The organism is Polyangiaceae bacterium, assembly GCA_016715885.1.
Classification (GTDB): Bacteria; Myxococcota_A; Polyangia; order Polyangiales; family Polyangiaceae; genus Polyangium.
This window is the reverse complement of sequence record JADJXL010000016.1, coordinates 345308-362166: the sequence shown is the minus strand read 5'-3', so window position 1 is coordinate 362166 and position 16859 is coordinate 345308. Positions and strand designations below refer to the sequence as shown.

The 16859-nt window shown below is 61.4% G+C and carries 12 protein-coding genes; 4 read left to right on the top strand and 8 right to left on the bottom strand.

Going from position 1 to position 16859, the window contains the following annotated elements:
• Nucleotides 1–89: 89 nt before the first annotated feature.
• From IPM54_19020 to IPM54_19010, 3 genes are all read right to left on the bottom strand, one after another.
• Entirely contained in the window at nt 90–599 is a 510-nt protein-coding gene (locus IPM54_19020; protein ID MBK9261882.1) for a hypothetical protein, read from the bottom strand.
• Between the two features lie 165 nt (nt 600–764).
• Nucleotides 765–3437, bottom strand: a complete 2673-nt coding sequence (locus IPM54_19015) for a tetratricopeptide repeat protein (protein ID MBK9261881.1) — start codon at nt 3435–3437, stop codon at nt 765–767.
• A gap of 25 nt (nt 3438–3462) precedes the next feature.
• On the bottom strand, nt 3463–4074 hold the full coding sequence (locus IPM54_19010; protein ID MBK9261880.1) for a hypothetical protein: 612 nt from the start codon (nt 4072–4074) through the stop codon (nt 3463–3465).
• A gap of 220 nt (nt 4075–4294) precedes the next feature.
• Here IPM54_19010 and IPM54_19005 point away from each other — a divergent pair, with 220 nt between their 5' ends.
• Together IPM54_19005 and IPM54_19000 are read left to right on the top strand one after the other, a co-directional pair.
• The gene (locus IPM54_19005) at nt 4295–5044 is read left to right on the top strand and encodes a hypothetical protein (protein ID MBK9261879.1); all 750 of its coding nucleotides are present in this window, start codon (nt 4295–4297) and stop codon (nt 5042–5044) included.
• Between the two features lie 451 nt (nt 5045–5495).
• Nucleotides 5496–6029, top strand: coding sequence for a hypothetical protein (locus IPM54_19000; protein ID MBK9261878.1), 534 nt, complete (start codon nt 5496–5498; stop codon nt 6027–6029).
• Nucleotides 6030–6266: 237 nt separating this feature from the next.
• On the opposite strand, the gene IPM54_18995 is transcribed toward IPM54_19000, so the two are convergent.
• The 3 genes from IPM54_18995 to IPM54_18985 form a co-directional block, all read right to left on the bottom strand.
• On the bottom strand, nt 6267–7859 hold the full coding sequence (locus tag IPM54_18995; GenBank protein ID MBK9261877.1) for a L,D-transpeptidase: 1593 nt from the start codon (nt 7857–7859) through the stop codon (nt 6267–6269).
• A gap of 148 nt (nt 7860–8007) precedes the next feature.
• Nucleotides 8008–8421 (bottom strand): CBS domain-containing protein, encoded by a 414-nt coding sequence (locus IPM54_18990; protein MBK9261876.1) that lies wholly within the window; start codon nt 8419–8421, stop codon nt 8008–8010.
• A 65-nt stretch (nt 8422–8486) separates the two neighbouring features.
• Nucleotides 8487–9329, bottom strand: a complete 843-nt coding sequence (locus IPM54_18985; protein ID MBK9261875.1) for an SDR family oxidoreductase — start codon at nt 9327–9329, stop codon at nt 8487–8489.
• A gap of 18 nt (nt 9330–9347) precedes the next feature.
• On the opposite strand from IPM54_18985, the gene IPM54_18980 reads away from it, so the two are divergent.
• On the top strand, nt 9348–9854 hold the full coding sequence (locus IPM54_18980) for a hypothetical protein (GenBank protein ID MBK9261874.1): 507 nt from the start codon (nt 9348–9350) through the stop codon (nt 9852–9854).
• Nucleotides 9855–9967: 113 nt separating this feature from the next.
• On the top strand, nt 9968–11047 hold the full coding sequence (locus IPM54_18975; GenBank protein MBK9261873.1) for a DUF4215 domain-containing protein: 1080 nt from the start codon (nt 9968–9970) through the stop codon (nt 11045–11047).
• Between the two features lie 12 nt (nt 11048–11059).
• Here IPM54_18975 and IPM54_18970 read toward each other — a convergent pair whose 3' ends face one another.
• Together IPM54_18970 and IPM54_18965 are read right to left on the bottom strand one after the other, a co-directional pair.
• Nucleotides 11060–14473 carry a DUF1998 domain-containing protein gene (locus IPM54_18970; GenBank protein MBK9261872.1) on the bottom strand — a complete coding sequence of 1138 codons (3414 nt, stop codon included), beginning with the start codon at nt 14471–14473 and terminating at the stop codon, nt 11060–11062.
• Nucleotides 14470–16791 (bottom strand): hypothetical protein, encoded by a 2322-nt coding sequence (locus tag IPM54_18965; protein MBK9261871.1) that lies wholly within the window; start codon nt 16789–16791, stop codon nt 14470–14472. Before IPM54_18965 ends, IPM54_18970 begins: the two co-directional genes overlap by 4 nt.
• Between the last annotated feature and the right edge of the window lie 68 nt (nt 16792–16859).

The window sequence follows — 16859 nt, the reverse complement described above, 5'->3', positions numbered from 1 at the left end:
ATGACGTAACATCACCGCTGGATATCGCGCGCTCACGACTCGGTTGCATCAGCGGGGATGGTTGATCGAATAAGATCGATACGAACCACTCACTGCTTTTTCTGCGCCTTGCGACGAGCTTCACGCCCCCGCTTTTTCACTTCCGCCTCCATGTACCTCTCCAATTTCCTTTGGAACCTGATCCCGTACGCGACGGGTGCGGCCATCGGGAAACCGATATCATTTGTCTTGGTTAGCTCCCGGCGAAGAGGAATCTTGCTCCGCAAGAGGACAAGCCTAATAATACGCAATGCATTCTGAAGTGCGCTGATCGAATCAAGGCCATGACCGTAGTGAATGGAATTGTCGCCTAGCCCCTCAATAGCGAAGGAGCATCTCCAATCTCTACCATGCGGGGACTCCGGGTCAGGTTCAGGACAACCGAGACGAACGATGACGCGCCCCCCAACAACGTCACGTCGCACCAATTCCCGCTCGGCGATCCAACGCATTTCTCTGGTTTCCGATGTGGATTTTGCGAATTTCATTACCACGTCCCGAACCCCTCGTTGCACCAGTTTCGCTTTTCTTCTTCGCTCTCCCCGCTCATCGCCCAGCATCGCTCGGCCTTACGTTCTCTTTTTCGCCGTCTTCATGCACCTGAACCTTCGACTCGAATCTGTGATACCCCGGCTCCAACTGACGCCCATATTGTGCCACGCACTCGCTGCCTAGTTCGACCGTGATATCCAGGCGAATGACGTAACATCACCGCTGGATAGCGCTCACCCCTCGGTTTCCGTCGAGCTCGTGTTCGCTCCAGGCATTGCACCATCGAAGCGCTGCACCTCGAGGCTCGGCTCCAAAGCGTAGCCGTCGTCCTGCCTCAGCAAAACGTCCCGCAACCCGCGACGCCGTAGCTTGGAAACCGCCACATAAATTCGATTGGCCGCAGCGTCGACGCGAATGCGCTCGCCCGGCCAAGCCGCTCGCTGAATCGCATCCAATGACAACCCCACGCCAGGCTGCGCGCGGTGCTGCTCGACGAGCGCGAATAGAATGCGGCGCAAGACCGGATGCTGGCGCAAATCCTCCCAATCACCCCGAGGAGGTCGATAACAACCCGCATTGGGCGCAATCACGAGCGCGTCGGCCGATAGCTCCACGGCAGCCTCGGCCGACAAACGACCCAGCGCGGCACTCAAAATGCGGAGACCAATACGCACGTCGTCGGACAATTCAGCGGGCGACGGCCCACCCGTCGACGATGCGCGATGCGCTCGCTCCATCCGCTGTCTCACGCGCTGATGCAATGCCTTGGCCCCTTGCGCATCTTGCGCCTCCAATGCCTCGGCATCCGAAAGCTCCGCCGCACCCCACGCAAGATCCACGAACGCGGCTGCAAGCGCGTCTCCACCGCTTCCAACCGCAAGCTCCGCCTCCGCGAGCAACCCTCGCGATGCAGCGTTATGCCCGAGCGCTGCGAGTACCATCGCCAGCCTGCCTCGGGCCAGCGATTCAGAGCGAACATCCCCAATGGTGCGAAGTGCCAAAAGAGCCCGCTCGTGATAACTTCGCGCCGACTCCAATTGGCCGCGCTCATGCTGCAACGTACCCAGGTTGCCAAGGGCAATCGCCTCCAAGCGTCGATCGCCCGCCCGCTCGAGCAAGCGTAGACCAATCTCGTAATGCGCGAGCGCCGCGTCCAGGTCGCCCTGCTCCTGTTCGAGTACGCCCAGGTTGACCTGCACGATGCCCTGAAGCCGCACCACGCCGGCATCGTTGAGCACGCGGAGCGCGTCCTGGTAGCGCTCCCTCGCAACATCATACCTGCGGAGGTCGTGCAGCAGGGCACCGAGGTTCGCCAGCAGCCGGCCCTCCGCGCGCCGATCCCGCTGACCGGCGAGGCGCGACATGGCAAGGTCATAACATTCGCGCGCCCGTGAAAGCTCGCGCTGCTCGTGCTCGAGCACGCCCAAGTCCGTAACGATCGCAGCTTGAATGGCGAACAAGCCAGATGCCTCCGCCAACTGGATTCCCTGGTCGAACCGCGCACGCGCCTCGTCCGCTCGACCTCGCGCCTGAGCGACGCGACCCCCTGCCGCGAAGAGCGGCGCGCCGAGTCGTGGCGGAAGACCCGGCGCAATGTGCATCGTTCGCTCCAAAAGCTCGAGGAGCAGGTCCGCCGGTCCTCGACGAGCCAGCGCCGGTTCAATGGCAAGCAGCGCCCGGATAGCGCGTTCCGTCGCGAGGGTGTCGCTCGACGTGCGCTCTCCGCTCGGCACTCGTTCCAATCGGTCGAGCTCGCGTTTCAGCGCGGCCACCACGTTGTCCCGCAGCTCGGGATCGAGTGGGTCGTCCGGGCTCTGCTCGTGCCTTGCGCTCGAAAGAGCCAGGAAATGCGTCGTGTGGCGCGCCTCCGCGCTGCGCTCGGGATCGAGCTCCGCATAACGTTCACTCGCGAGTTCGCGAACACACTCGAAAAGCCCCAGCTTTCCCGTACCGAGCACCCGAAGCAACGACTTGTCCCGCAGGGAATCGAGCCGGCGGAGCACGTCTTTGGCGCTCAGCACCGCTTCCGCAGACGACAGCGAGAAAGCGCCCGGAAAGACCGAGCACTCGACGAGCGCGCGCTGGTCCTCCTCCGTCAAAAGGTCCCAGGACCATTCGAGCGCCGCGCGGAGCGTGGCCTGGCGCGGCTCGGAATCTCGAAAGCCGCCGACGAGGACATCGAGGCGCTTGCCCAGTCGAGAAATCAGCTCGTCCACGCCAAGCAAGGGCAGCCGCACCGCCGCGAGCTCGATCGCCAGCGGGATGCCCTCGAGCTTCTGGACGAGCGCCGCGATGCGAGGGGCGTTGTCGTCGGTCAATTCGAAGGTATCGTCCTCGGCGCGAGCCTTGAGCAGAAAGAGCTGCACCGCTTCGGACGCTGCGAACTCGGCGTCCGCGGGCAGGCTGAGCGGGCCGAGCTCCAGGATCCCCTCGCCGCGCAGCCGAAGTCGCTCGCGAGAGCACACCAGAATGCGCACATCTGGCGCTTCGATCAGCCAGCGACCGACGGTCTCGACGGCCAGGTGCGCGATTCGCTCGAAGTTGTCGAGCACCAGAAGCAGCGGTCCTCGCGCGGCAAGCGCCCGCCCGAGTCGAATCGGGGCTTGTTCGGATTCGAGCCCGCCTGGCAACACGACATCGAGCGCGCTCGCGACGGTCTCGCACACCGTCCCCAGGCTACGCGCGCTGGAAAGGTCGACGAACAAGCACTCGCTGGCTCCGCGGCTCGCGTATTCGACCGCCAGGCGCGTCTTGCCAATGCCGGCTGGCCCCCAGAGCGTGACCAGGCGCTTGGAATTGAAGAGCAGGCGGATACGCTCGAGGTCCCCGTCGCGTCCGACGAACGACGTGAGCAGCTCCAGCAGGGGCATGTCGAAGCCGCGCACGGCAGCGCGCGGTTGCCTCATGGCTGCGCTCGGCTCACGGATGAGCTCACGGGACCGCGGGGCTGGCACTGGCCCGACGAACTTCGAACTGCTCTTCGCCGGCCGGAGTGTTCACCAGCACGGGCAAAATCGCTTTTGAAAAATCGATCGGACGGACTGGGGTCACCTGAGCGAAGACTTTCGTCGACTCGACGAGGCCACACCAGGTGCCGAAGACCTCCGGCTCTACCCCGCCGTCGTCAATCATCACCACGCCCCAAGGGCAATCGGCATTGGGCGACGATTCGTACAGCGCCGAGCGATTCCCGGGCCCGGCGAGCTTGGCCGCCGTCGAGTGCATGGTCCCGTCTGGCGTCTCGAGGGTGATGTCCATCGTGTCGCTTTGCTGCGTCACCTCGAGCTGATAGCCTTCGTTTTCGAGCGACGCCGAGTTTGGCGAGAGCGCGCCGGCAAACCAGCGAGAATGGGTGGCGAAGGTCGTGTCGCCGCCGCAAACGTAGGCGTACACGTCGCCCTTGGCCGACATGGTCAGGCCGACGACCGAGTCTGCGGTTTCCATTCGGCCGGTGAACACGGAGAGTTGCTCTGCGCTGGACGCTTCGGGATCCTCGCCGCTGCAAGCAACGAGGCCCAGGACCAGCGAAACGAGCAGCTTCAAATGGGTTTTCAAGGCAAGGATCACGGCGAAAAAGTAGCACTGGCAACTATGTTTTCAAAGCGCGTTTTTCAAAAACGACCCTTTTATGTATCGCTGCATCGCCTCGTGATGCCCGTATCTCCACGCACGTTCCAACGCTTCGCTGCGTGTGGAGCTTCAGTGCTCACGCCTGCCGCTTCTTTCTTGACCTCGCTCGCCTGTACGGAGTACCGTCGCCCACATGCGTAACCTCGGTCTGGGTGACATCCTGCTCGGCTTGCGAAACCTCGCGACCGAGCGAAAAGCGGATCTATTGTTATCTACAACCGGCAAGCTGTATGCCCCCAAGCTTGCCAAGCAGCAAACGCAGCTCGAAGCCGTGCCCGAAGCCATGCGCGGAGGGCGCCCGCTCGCACAAGAGCTCGCTGTCAAAGACGAGCACCACGACGGATTCGGCGAAGCCATTCACTATTATACGGAGGCGATCATTCGTTTGCCGTCGGCACCCCAAGGATTGAAGGACGCGGCAATTCGCGTACGCGACGCTTTCGTCCCGAAGCTCGGCGTGCTGCGCGCTTCGTATGCCAATGAAGCAGCCACCGCCATGCGCAAACGGCCGCTGCTCGATTCGCTCAAAGCCGACCTCCAAGCCATTGCCGTGCCTCATCCCGCCGGCGCGACGATGCTCGATTGGGCCACTGCATTCATCGATGCCGGGGACGATATCGACAAATTGCTGAACGACCGATCGCTCGTGGGTACCGACACGCTTGGCACGCCAGTGCTGAAAATCCGCACGACGACGCTAGGGTTGTTGTCGCGTTTTCGCGCAGCGCTCATCGATGAAATCGAAGAAGACACGTCCCTTCCCCGAGACCTCGAAGCGCGTGTTTTCAGCTACTTCGATCAACTCCAAAAAACGCGCGACGAAGCCGCCGCTCGCCGGAACAAGTCCGAACCTGCGCCCACGGCCGAAACGCCCGGACGCTGACGCTTCGCCAAGGTCGCGACACGCGTCGCCCCTCGCGCTCCACGCTTCGCGCGTCTCCCGATACGGCGACGAGCCTCGCACTCCACGCTTCGCGCGTCTCCCGATACGGCGACGAGCCTCGCGCCCCACGCTTCGTCCGTCTCTCGATACGGCGACGCCCGCGCCCGCGCTCGTCCGTCCCGCCCCGAGCCCTGGCCCCGACCCGGTTGCGGCGGCAAAGGATATCACGGGGTCGCTCGATAAATGGAAAGAGGCAAAACGAATATGTCACGTACACTATGTGGCATGTCTGGAAAGCCCGCTTGCCGATGAGCCCGGAAGCGTGTACGACGCGACGCGATGCGATTGGTGTCGAGAAGCATGCGTACGCAGTGGGGGGATATGGCCACCACGAGCCCCAGCGACAAGGGGCACGGTATCGTGCAAGTATTAGCCAACCGGAAGGTACTGCATGGCGGAAGCAAACATCAAGACGAAAGCAGCCGATATCATGCAAGATGACGGATTGCCGGACTCGAGGAGTCGGGACCTGGCAAAAGCGATAGCCAAAACGCGCGTGGCCACATTCGATAGCGACTTTGGTGCAATCGAAGTCGCATACCGAACGGTCGAGCGCGAATTCATTGCTCGCGCAGGTAACGATGAGATCGCCGTGCTTGAAACGAAACGACGCATCGCGGAAGCTGTTCTCATGGCCGCCGTCGAGAACTGTCAACCGTTCGATACATGTCGAAAGTGCTGGGACGATATGCTTCGTCTGGGGTTCACCAACATCGATCGAACCTGCACCATGACGTGGTATTACGCCGAATGCTGTCGACAAAACGAGCAGCCCAGCATCGGGCTTGGTGTGCTCGAGCCCGTCATCAACGACCTGCACCGACTGCTCGCCGAACCGGGCGTCACGGAAAGCGCCGCCGAATATTATCGACATGAGCTCGACAATCTGGGAGCGCTGCTGGACAAGCTGAAAACGGCCACCTAGCGCCAGCCATGCCAAAGCTACCCGGCGAAGCCACCCCGCCATCGCAAGCAACCTCCACCCCAGCGCACGCATCGGCGCCGCAGGCAGGCTACAGCGTGGAATTGCTAAAGGTCAAGCAGGTAGCGCGAAGCACAGGTACGCTCGCTATTTCGAGGAATGGCCGGGGGTCGAGTGCGACAGGACGTGGGTGAGGACGTGATTTCGTATAAGTCGACGATCACGTCGAATTGGGCACCATCACGGATGAATGTAAATGAGCGTGCCGCCAGCGGGTGTCATGGCGCCATGCCATTCAGCGGGCACGCGAGGATCGGTGAACTCGAAGAGCCACGCAGCATCTGCAGGGGAAACGTTCACGCATCCATTGCTCTTCGTCTTGCCGAATTGATCGTGCCAATAGGCTCCGTGAATCGCGTAATTCTGATGAAAATATTGCACGTACGGCACGTCGTGTAATTCGCGCGCCGTTTCGTCTTGAGGATCGCCATCCATCGTCGCAGACACGTGCTTCGATTGCACGAAAAACGTCCCTTGCACCGTGGCGCTCGTCGTTTGCGGATCCGAAAGGCCACCTCGGCCCGTCGATACGAGCGTCGCAAAGACGGGACGCGTGCCCTCGTACGCAATGAGCATCTGCCGCTCGATGGATACGTCGATCCAACGTTTGCCGCGTTTGGCATGACCCCACAAATCGGTCCCCAATCGGCCAATGCGCAAGCTCGATGCAGGAAGCCAAACCCCTTCGGCCGTCTCCAAAAACGCCGCCAATGCTTCGCCGGGTTTTCCCTGAATACGATGCGTCCCGCCACTCGACGCTCCACCCGTGAGCGAATAACCCGATCGAAATGGAACCAATTCCGCTTCGCGCAGTTTCCCTTCGGGATCCGGGCGCAGCGCATGCAAACCGTGATGCGTGACGAACGCGGGCACGAATTCCTCGCCGGCCATTTTGATGCCACGCATCGATGAAAGACGAACGAGGCGCGTGCGATCGATCGGCACGAGGTCGAGCTCGGTGGTGAGGCCAAAACGGCGGTTCGTCCAATCGAACGTCGCAATGAGGCCGAACGCCGATCGAGGTTTGGCGCGGCCACGGTGCGCTGGAAATCGCATGCGCTCCTGCGCCCCTGCCGGTTTGGGCAAATCTTTTCCGCTTGCAAGAAATGCCGAAAGCGCATCCGGCTCCCCCACGGTCTCTGCGATTTCTCGCAATACCCACGGATTCATCGGTGGCGAATCGACCGGCCTGCCCTCGACATCGTACTGCTCTTGGGGCGTCGGCAAGTGAACATAAAGATGCGGCGTCGGCACGCGTGAAATGACGTAATGGTACGGGAATGGCTCACCTCGACGAGGCCCGCGATAGGCCGCAAGCGCCACGGGATGGTCCACATCGAGCGACGCACCGATGCCCGCGCAGACGTAGCCGCGCGGATGAATTCGATAAAACCCAGCTTTGCAACGTTTGAACCCCGCCGGCACGGCCGCACGATCGACAATGGCGCCCGCTCGCAAATAACCGAGCCGCGTCGATTGATAATCTGGCGCAATGTAGATGTAATTGCGCATCGCAATGCTTGCGAGCTTGTGACCATGCCCGGGCTCGAGATCATGGGCAGTCGGTTCGGTGATTTCAATCTCCGGTAAAGCCGCATCCGGCGGGAGCGGCAGAGAGCTCGCCGAAGGGTGCGTAACGACAAACGCTTGCGGCTCGGTTGCCTCGACGCTGCGTCCAGGAGGTTCTTCAGGCGCGCTGCATGCCGCGACGAGCAGCGCGACGAGCCCGCGCACGACGAACCGACGCGCCAAAGGTCGTATGCATGCGGTCAGTGTGTCGGCAGAACCGTCGCCCACTGACGCGAGAATACCCGATCAGCGAGAGAGCACGAAGAACCTGGCACATTTATGCCAAGGAGCTTCTCGCGCGTTCCGAGACAAACTCGACGTCCGAAACGCGTAGGCGGCGGATGTCAGGGCTTTATTCGGCGCCTTCGAGCTCGTCGAGGACCGACGAGAGGGCACGGAGGGCATTGACGGTGGTGAACATGCCGACGACACGATCGCCTTCGACGACGACGGCCGATCCGTGCTTGTTTTCGGCCATCGCCTGCGTGACTTCGCGCAACGTAGTGTCTGGCGAGACGGCATAGGGCGGGCCGAGGATGAAGTCTTCGACGCACGCCATGCCAGCATCGACGACACGCATGTTCTCGACGATCTTCAGCTCGCGCTCGGACAAACACCCGACGAGCTTTCCGGCGTCGTCGATGATGGGCAGGTGCCTGAAGCCGTGTTCGTCGAGCACTTTCATCGCGCGCGCCATGGTCGTCGTGCGCGTGACGGTGACAGGACTCGGGGTCATGTACTTGCGGATCGTTCGGCGATTCGGCATGGGGGCAACGGGTAGTCGTTCGCGCCGTTTTGTGCAAGCTGTGAAAGCAGCAGGGCGCCTCGCACCTACCAGAGCACACGGCCTTCCATGCCTCCCGCGACGAGAAGCGATTCGCCCGTGACGTGGCGCGACATTGCAGGCGACGCCAAGAACAAGATGGCGCGCGCAACATCCAACGGCGCTGCGAGCTGCCGTAGCGACATGGTGCGCATGGTCCTTTCGAGCACGCCGTGGCGTTCGAGATATTCTTGGATCGTCGGCGTCACGGTCCAACCTGGCTCGACGAGATTGACGCGGCCGTGCGGGTCGAGCAGCACGATCTCGTTTTTGAGCGACGCGGTGAGGCCTCGAAGAGCCGACTTGCTCGCAGCGTATTCGCTGTGTCCACGTTCGCCGAAGTGCCCTGCCGTCGAACCGACGAAGACGATGCTCGAGCCGCGCGCATCCGTACGTGGCCCCGTCCGTTCGAGCGATGCGAGAAATGCGCGCGCGGTCCACATCGATCCGAGTAGGTTCGTCTCGACAACCTCACGCACGCGTGCCGGGTCGATCTGGTGCAGCATGACCGGCTGGGGAGGCCATAATCCGGCGCCCGCGACGCACACATCGACGCGACCGAATCGTTTCTCCGTTTCGCGCATCGCTGCGTCGATGGATTCGACATCGCGCACGTCGCCGATGAGCGACAACGTGCGTTCGCGATCTCCCTCGGGCATGCCGCGCCGGGAGAATGCGGCGACGAGGGCTCCCTCATCGAGAAACGCGCGGCAGATCTCGTTGCCAATGGTGCCCGATGCGCCCGTCACGAAAACGACAGTGCCTTGAAGGTCGAGGTCCACGACGAGACGCATAAGACGAACGCGCGCGGGCGACAAGGGCGCGTGAGGCTTCCCTCGCACGATGCGCATGAGTTACCCTCGCGGCCGATGAACAAGGTGATGGGTACGGCGGCAAGCAAACGCCTCGCATTGGGAGCGGTGCTCAGCGTGGCCCTCGGGCTCGCCTGCGCATGTGGTGGGAGCGCTGCGAGTACAGAAGGACAAACGCCCAAAACGCCCGCAGCGCCGGCTCTGCCTGCTTGCGAGGCGTCCGACGTGTGTACGGATCTCGCGACGTGTCTTTTGACGTCAAAAGAACACCTCGACGCGTTCAACTGTCGCGCATGTTCGGATGAAGCGGTGAAGGCGTGCGAGGATCCGACGACGTGTCCGATCCGCGACGCGAGCTCGGTGGAGGCGCTGGTTTGTCGCGCCATACGCAAAGAGATGGCTTGCAAGGACGCGACGGCCGTGGCGCTCGAAGCGTGGCGGAAAGATGGTGAGCCGCCATTTTTGGACGAAGGTATTCTCCGCAAGGCGGTGAGCGAACGTTATGCGCGCCAAGCGAAGCCGGCGCTTGGTTGTCCTGCCGAACCTGTCAAAGCCAATCCTTGAAACATTCGTCCGGGTGACGTTCGAGTCATCTGATAGGCCGGCACGATTGGGGGATTCGCATGCATCATCCCGCCGTAGCTCATCGCGCTAAACATCGTATACGTTCTTTGTTCATGCTTGCGCTCGTCGCGGGTGCTTGCGGGCGTACGCCACTCGATGTTCCCGAATCAGAATCGCTCGGTCCTGGTTGTGGCGACGGTGTGGTGGACCCCGGGGAAATGTGTGACGACCGCAATTCCATCAGCACGGATGCGTGTCTTTCGGCATGTGTCTTTGCACGATGCGGCGACGGAATCGTGCATGCCGGCGTGGAAGCATGCGACGACAACAATTCCGTGCCCGGTGACGGCTGTACCAACGATTGCGCTTTGCCAAGCTGCGGCAATGGCATTGTCGAAGCGGGCGAGCTGTGTGACGACGGCAATGGCATCGATACGGACGCTTGTCCTTCGCGTTGTTTGCCGGCAATCTGTGGCGACGGCTTCGTTCACGCGGGATTCGAGCAATGCGACGGAGGCGTCTTGAATGCCGATCGCCCTGCGTTTTTGCTCGTGCAAGGAGACCTCGTGCGTCCCATCGAGCCCGTGGAGCGAGACGAATCCGTCAATTCATTTTACAATTACTTCTCGGCGAGCGCACACACGGGTTTCGAAGAGGTAGGTACGAGCAACCTCTTCTTGTATCGTGATATTGGCCCAGAAGGACGATTGGGGCTCGTGACGATTCACGGTGCCGACAAAGGGACGTCACCAGAAACTCAGCCCGATTCCAAGGTGATTCAATCCATGTCGGGATTGCCATCGGGCACGTTCGTTGCCATCACCGACGATGGGAAAAAGGAATTTTTCTTGACGGAGCCTACGGCAGCGCTCGGTGAGTGGACCTTCAACGACAACAGCGACGGTGGGGCTCTTTCGGGTTTGCCGGCCCCCGGGGCGTTCGTCATCGAAATCGCTTCGCAATTTGCATCGGGGATCTCGACGTGGGAATACGTCGACGGAGACGGCGAACGAATCGCGCTCGTCGCGAATCAACCAGCCAAAATCATTTCGCTCGACGTCCCGTCCGAATGCCGTCTCGATTGCACGATACCTCGGTGCGGCGACGACATTTTGGACGCGGGAGAAGTGTGCGACGACGGCAATACATCGAGTGGAGATGGTTGCGCCGCGGATTGTAAAAGCACGAATTGATGTCGATGCACGTCACGTTGCGACAGGTTCCACCTTCAGCATCTTCCGCAATAGTTCCGCGACACCCTGTTTGTCGAGCAATGCCATTTCATGCTGTTCGGCGTGACAATTCACGATCCGCACGCACCGGGAACACCCCGACGCATCCTTGCAACGCATCGGGCACCGCTCGACGATGGCCAATGAAAAACCTACCATCACGCGGAGAACATCCAGCGTAACCGCTTCGGAAAAACCCACGCCGCCCGGATGCGCGTCGACGAATGCAATACCGGATTGTAAAGACGATCCCACGTCTTTTGCCCGCACCACCAGCAGGTCCTCTTCGCGGTGAGCAACGAAAGCCGAGAGCGTGACACGAAATAGATGCGTTAGCGCATGCAATGCCGCGGGGGAAATCTCACCGAAGGTTTCCTTGGGGAATCCAAGAAGCGTTGCTTTCGATGAATATCGGTGCACGATGGGCTCGGCGTACATCGTCGTATCCCGCTCGCGTCCATCCGGACCATATCGACGAACGCCCAAAACGGTCTCTTCGATGTCGACCAATCGCCGCTCGAAGTAAAACGCGGCACCGCCAATCGAGCGTGTTGGCTCTGCGCGCCGTTCGGCATTACCGGCGCGCGCCGCATTGCCACTCACGCGCCTTTCAATGGGTTTGCAATCGACGACGCGAATGGGGCTCGTGACGAGCCATCGTTCTTCGCGCTCGCATGCGACGCGCCCCTGCTCGATGCCGTCCTGCTCCTCCAATGGTTTGACCACATAACGCCCACCCCGCAAAACGAAAATGCGACCAGGGTAAGCCGCGGACAACATACGCGCTCGTTCGACGCCGAAAAGCACGTCCCCTGTATGCCGATCCACGACTTCCGCAGGTTCACCGGCCACGTCGAAGCGCATGGCCTCCGGCGGCTCGCCGAGCGATAGCGAAAACATGGAAACGTCTTGACGCGTTCCTCGCGCTGAATCGAGCACGATACGCGTTTCTTCACGCAAACTCGTCGATGACGCTTCGCCGGCATTGCGCATTGCATCGATTTCGGCTCGAACCACGGGACGCGAGAAATCTTGCACGAGCTCTTCCATGCTCCAAGCTGCCTCGGCGAGCGCCGCATGCAAATGCACGCGCTGAATCGCGTCCGCGAGGGGATCGACGACAATGGTTTGTCCGAGCGCGAAATCGGGATGGTCGAAGGGCGGCCGTTCGTGAGCAAGGAGCGCCGAAAGTGGATCGGGATCGGGCTGCCACAGCACGAGCACTTTACGCTCGACCTCTTGCGCCGCAATGCCTTCCGCGTTGAGCTGACCTTGCAATTCAGTTTGACCTTCGCCAATTTGCGGTTTGTCCGCGGATGGTTCTTCGGCCACGGGCATACGCGGAAGGATCGCTTTGCCAACGCGTTCGCCCGCGCCGAGCGACGCCATGCGCGCATCCGGAATGGTGGCCGCTCGAAACCCCACATGCGCCACGAGCGTTTGGCTGAGCGCATAACGATCGGCGCGCAATCGAGCAATCACGACTTCGGCGCCTGCAAGGGCCGCATTGGCTTCGTCACGTTCCGCGGCAAACGATCGGCCGCGCGTCGCTACCCCGCGACCCAAGCTCCATTCGTTTGCCCGAGCGACATCAGCTCGCGAAAGCACGTCTTCATAGCCGAACAATTCTGCAGAAAACCCATGCGCCAACGCTTCACCCAAAATGCGTACTGCCGGGTGATAATCACGATCCGGTCGCGCCGCGGGCGGAAGGCAATACGATACCGCAGGAGGACGCGGCGCCGCAGAAACTTCGGGGCCAAGCTGCAAGACGGGCCGACCGATGATGCGTTCTGCAAATTGGCCGAGGTCCCGAAATACGGGATCGGCCGTCATCAAACATCGAATGCGTTCCCCCGGAGGCTTGGCTCCGGGCGGAACCGGTGCACAACGGGAAACGGCGCGACGCAAACGACGCAAGAGCAGCGAAAGATGGGCCCCGGAAGGTCCCTGCCATTCATCGAGGTCGGGCACGATGACGAGGCCGAGGCCGCCAAGGAATCCCGACCATTCCTGCTGACGACCACACAGCTCGCGATGAATTCCCGCAGGGTCCGCGAAAATGAGCGCAGGGTTTCCGTGGGTAGGATCGACCGTCCCTTTGCTCACGGCCAGATTGGCCGAATGCACGTTCCATTTCCAGCGCAATGCTTCGGCGCGAGCGAGCACGCGACGCTCGGCAATGGCAGCCTCCGCTGCAGAAGGCGCAATCCACAGAACGGCTTCGGCGTCGACGAGCAGCGAATAGAACAAAAGCAGCTCGAGTGTCGTCGTTTTTCCGGACAAGGGAGGCGTGGACAGAAGAATATTTTTGCGCGCCGCGAATGCATCCCCCGTCAAACCTTGATGCACGTAGAGCCCTCGGAGGGCGCCCAATTCTCGCGCGAGATCGTCGAGCATACGTTTGGCTCGAAGATCGGTTCCTGGAGACAATTGGCCCGGTGCTGCTTCCGGCTGCTTCGGCGGCAAGAGGAGCGGTCCTTCCGCTTCGTGCACGGCCAAAATGAGCGGCTGAATGGGAGGGCGCTGCGTCTTTTCCGGTGCTGCAGGCTCAGCCGGGGGTTTTGCCGGGGGCTTCGTGGGTGTCGCGAGATTGCGCCGAAGGCCATCGAGCAAAATGGCCGAGCCTACCCAAAGCGGCGCCGAGAGATGGCCACCGAGAGCCGACGGCAAGGCGAGAAGCAATAAACCCGTCACCGAAAAGACGAGCGGCCCTTGCCAGCGCAAGAAGCGATCCTCGACGAATTCGACGCTGGTCCAATGCCCGAGCATTTTGAACACTCGCCCGAATCGATCATCGGCCAGCGGAATGCTCGATGCCGGTGCAGTTGGCAATGGCCGGCCTTCCGCAATCGCTTTTTTGATTTTCTTCTCTTCTTCGGCCCGCTCCTTGGCCAGCACATCGTCCGGCTTTTGCTCGATGCTGGCCATTTCCTCGAGCGTCCGAGCCGCCCAAAACACGATGCCGATATACAAGATTCCAGCGAAAAATAACGACAGCGGGACGTGTACGGAGCCGGGAAGAATGAATCGTCCGCCCTCGAGAATACCCAATAAACGCCGCAATTCTTCGTAAGCAGCTTGCCCTTCGCCAGGGGCAAAAAACAACAAAATGCGCTCCTCGACGAGAGGCATGTCTTGCCAAGCCAAAATGGCATCAGCGAGCGCCACGACGGCGCCGAGCGCGAAGACGATGACGCCGGCCAATGCAAAAAGAGGGCCCGTCGATACGCGCATGGCTCGCAGCTCGAATCGTGATCGGGCAATTGCGGCGAGATACGCAATGACGACGAATGCCGCGAGCGCTCCCAAAAGGCCCGAGCGCCAGGGCATCGCGCGGCCCGTGCGAGACCACGCAACGAGGATGTCCAGAATGACGTCCCTCATGGTTCCTCCGGACGCGCCAATGCAATCGCTTCGAGCGGCAAACCGCTACGCGCGACGACCAGCACAATGGCATGACGATCCGGCGACAAACCTCGCACGTCCCAACCGCTCTCGAATCCACCGTCCGAAAGTACGGCATCGATGAGCTTTCGAGCTTCGGGAGGGGCGAAGAGCACGCGCGAGGGCGCAGCAGCCGAAGGCGCATGTTTGGACGCCAATTCCAGCGGCGCAGAGAGCTTCAAAAAGAGCCGGCGCAAGAATCGCCGAACGGTATCGTCCGCCGCTCGATGCAGCGCCGATTCACCTTGCTCGAATGGCGATACGTCCTCGAGCGACGAAAGCTCGCGACGGCAAAATTCGAGCAATGGTGGTACCGCGCCAAACGGCGCTTCGACCCAAGGATGTTCCGACAAACTTTCCTGCACCCACCGTTCGGCCGCCGCACGAGGTTCGGGCGGACGAACATCGGCATACACGTCGTCGACATCGTCCGGGCGAACGATGGCCCCATGCAATGCCGATGAAATGAGCATGCCCCCTGCGGAGAGCGCGCGATGCCCATCGGCTTCCTCGAACCGCAATGAACGATCCGCCTCGGCAAGCACCGCGCGAATTGCTTCGAGTGTGCTAATCGATTCTTCGATGTGACCAATGAGCCGGCTCAAAATGCGCTGCACCCAAAGCAGTCGTGCATGATGAAGTCGCCGCTCGTAATGGCTCATCAAGTCTTCGCGCACGTGACGTTCGAGAGCTTGCGCCAAGTCGTCACGCGCCTGAACGACCCAATTGTGGTGTCGTTTGCGGTGTTTCCACAATCGATAATTCGTCGAAGGTACGCTGACGGCCGCGCCGAGCAAAAATGGAATGGGCGGAACGAGGGCAATCCCCAGCGGTCCATTCGGCACTTCGAGGAGCGGAGCAAAAAATGGCTGATAAGGAAGGGCAAATATGCGTAGTGCCGTGACGATCATTCCACCGATGACGATGGCCGAGACGACGCTTGCCGCTGCGCCCAATACTTTCATTCGCAGCGGCCTGGGCCGAAGACGCGCGGCTTCCGCGAGCGCCGCCAATTTGGCTGATAGCGGTGACGTCGGACGTTCGGACAGCTCCGGCGCTTCGACGGCGCGCACGACGTCGTCATAGTGGCCTCGAGCCCGCGTACGCGCATCACGCAATGCGAGCAACGCGCGCGCGTGGCCGGTTGGTCCTGCTGCAACCAATTGCGCGACGCGTTCGGAGAGCTCGGCAAGGACGCGCTCCATACACGCTTTTCCTCGCTGCTCGAGCGCGGCAGATAGTTTGTCCATCTGAAACCGCTCGACCTCGTCCTCGAACGTGCCAAGTAATGCCTCCGTACGCGCTCGAAAGATGGATCCGAACTTGCGCTCGACGATGCTTTCTGGGTCGTCATCCCAATCGATCGTTGGAACGTCAATTTTGGGTGGCGAAAGAAACTCGACGAGCGGTATGGGCTCCGCCAAATCCGCTTCGAGACGCGCTCGGTCGGGAACGAGCGGCGCGGCGAGCGATGCGATATCGATGGCTGCGGGATCGACCGGAGACCGCATGAGGTCGAGGATTTCGCGGCCGAACCGTGCAGCGGCGAGACGCCCGAGCGCAATGTAATCGAAAGACAAACTTGCGCACGCAAACGTCGAAAAAGCGGGGCTATCCGAATCGTCCTCGACGAGCGTCCGGGCACCGCGATCGTCGTCCCGCATGGCCGGTAAAACCAACGCTGAAAGAAAAGCAGCAAACGATCGCACCAATTCCGCGCGCGACAAAATGTATTTACCGCTTTGATCCTCGACGAGGTAAACGCGGCCGCCCAATCGTGCCGAAGGGCTCCGATTGCGAGCGACATCGGCAAGAGCCGCGAGCGCTCGAGCCATGATGACGCGATCACCGGAACGAGGACAAACCAGTACGGGACAAACCACGAGGGCTCCGTCGCCCGACCGCAAAATGGGGGAAAACGAGCGTCGCAACGACGTTGCCAAGGCGGCCGAAAGAGGCGCGACGATGGGCCCGATGCCAGGTTCGGACAGATCGGCCACGACAAACACATCGCAACGTGGACCTCGAGGATCCGTGGGCGATGAAGATTCCAGGTAACGCGTGACGTCGAGCAGGCTCGATAACTCGCGTTCGCACGCGGATACGATGTCGCGGAACGGTTCTTTGGAATCGGCTGCGGGTTTGGTCTCCGCGTCGACGATTGCATCGACGTGCACGAAACGCGCGCCTGCCGCTGCACGGGCGACGTCCTTGCCAAACGCCCCGACGCTGACGAGAAGCGCGGGGCTCGGCTGCACAATGGGTCGAGCGCGAGGCGCTGCGGCGCTCAGCGAAGCCCCTCCCTAGTCAAATGAACAAACCACCC

Coding starts and splice junctions, on each gene's coding strand:
- IPM54_18980 (MBK9261874.1), top strand. CDS start 9,348: ATGAACAAGGTGATGGGTACGGCGGCAAGCAAACGCCTCGCATTGGGA.
- IPM54_19000 (MBK9261878.1), top strand. CDS start 5,496: ATGGCGGAAGCAAACATCAAGACGAAAGCAGCCGATATCATGCAAGAT.
- IPM54_19020 (MBK9261882.1), bottom strand. CDS start 599: ATGCTGGGCGATGAGCGGGGAGAGCGAAGAAGAAAAGCGAAACTGGTG.
- IPM54_18990 (MBK9261876.1), bottom strand. CDS start 8,421: ATGCCGAATCGCCGAACGATCCGCAAGTACATGACCCCGAGTCCTGTC.
- IPM54_18985 (MBK9261875.1), bottom strand. CDS start 9,329: ATGCGCATCGTGCGAGGGAAGCCTCACGCGCCCTTGTCGCCCGCGCGC.
- IPM54_18970 (MBK9261872.1), bottom strand. CDS start 14,473: ATGAGGGACGTCATTCTGGACATCCTCGTTGCGTGGTCTCGCACGGGC.
- IPM54_19005 (MBK9261879.1), top strand. CDS start 4,295: ATGCGTAACCTCGGTCTGGGTGACATCCTGCTCGGCTTGCGAAACCTC.
- IPM54_19015 (MBK9261881.1), bottom strand. CDS start 3,437: ATGAGGCAACCGCGCGCTGCCGTGCGCGGCTTCGACATGCCCCTGCTG.
- IPM54_18975 (MBK9261873.1), top strand. CDS start 9,968: ATGCTTGCGCTCGTCGCGGGTGCTTGCGGGCGTACGCCACTCGATGTT.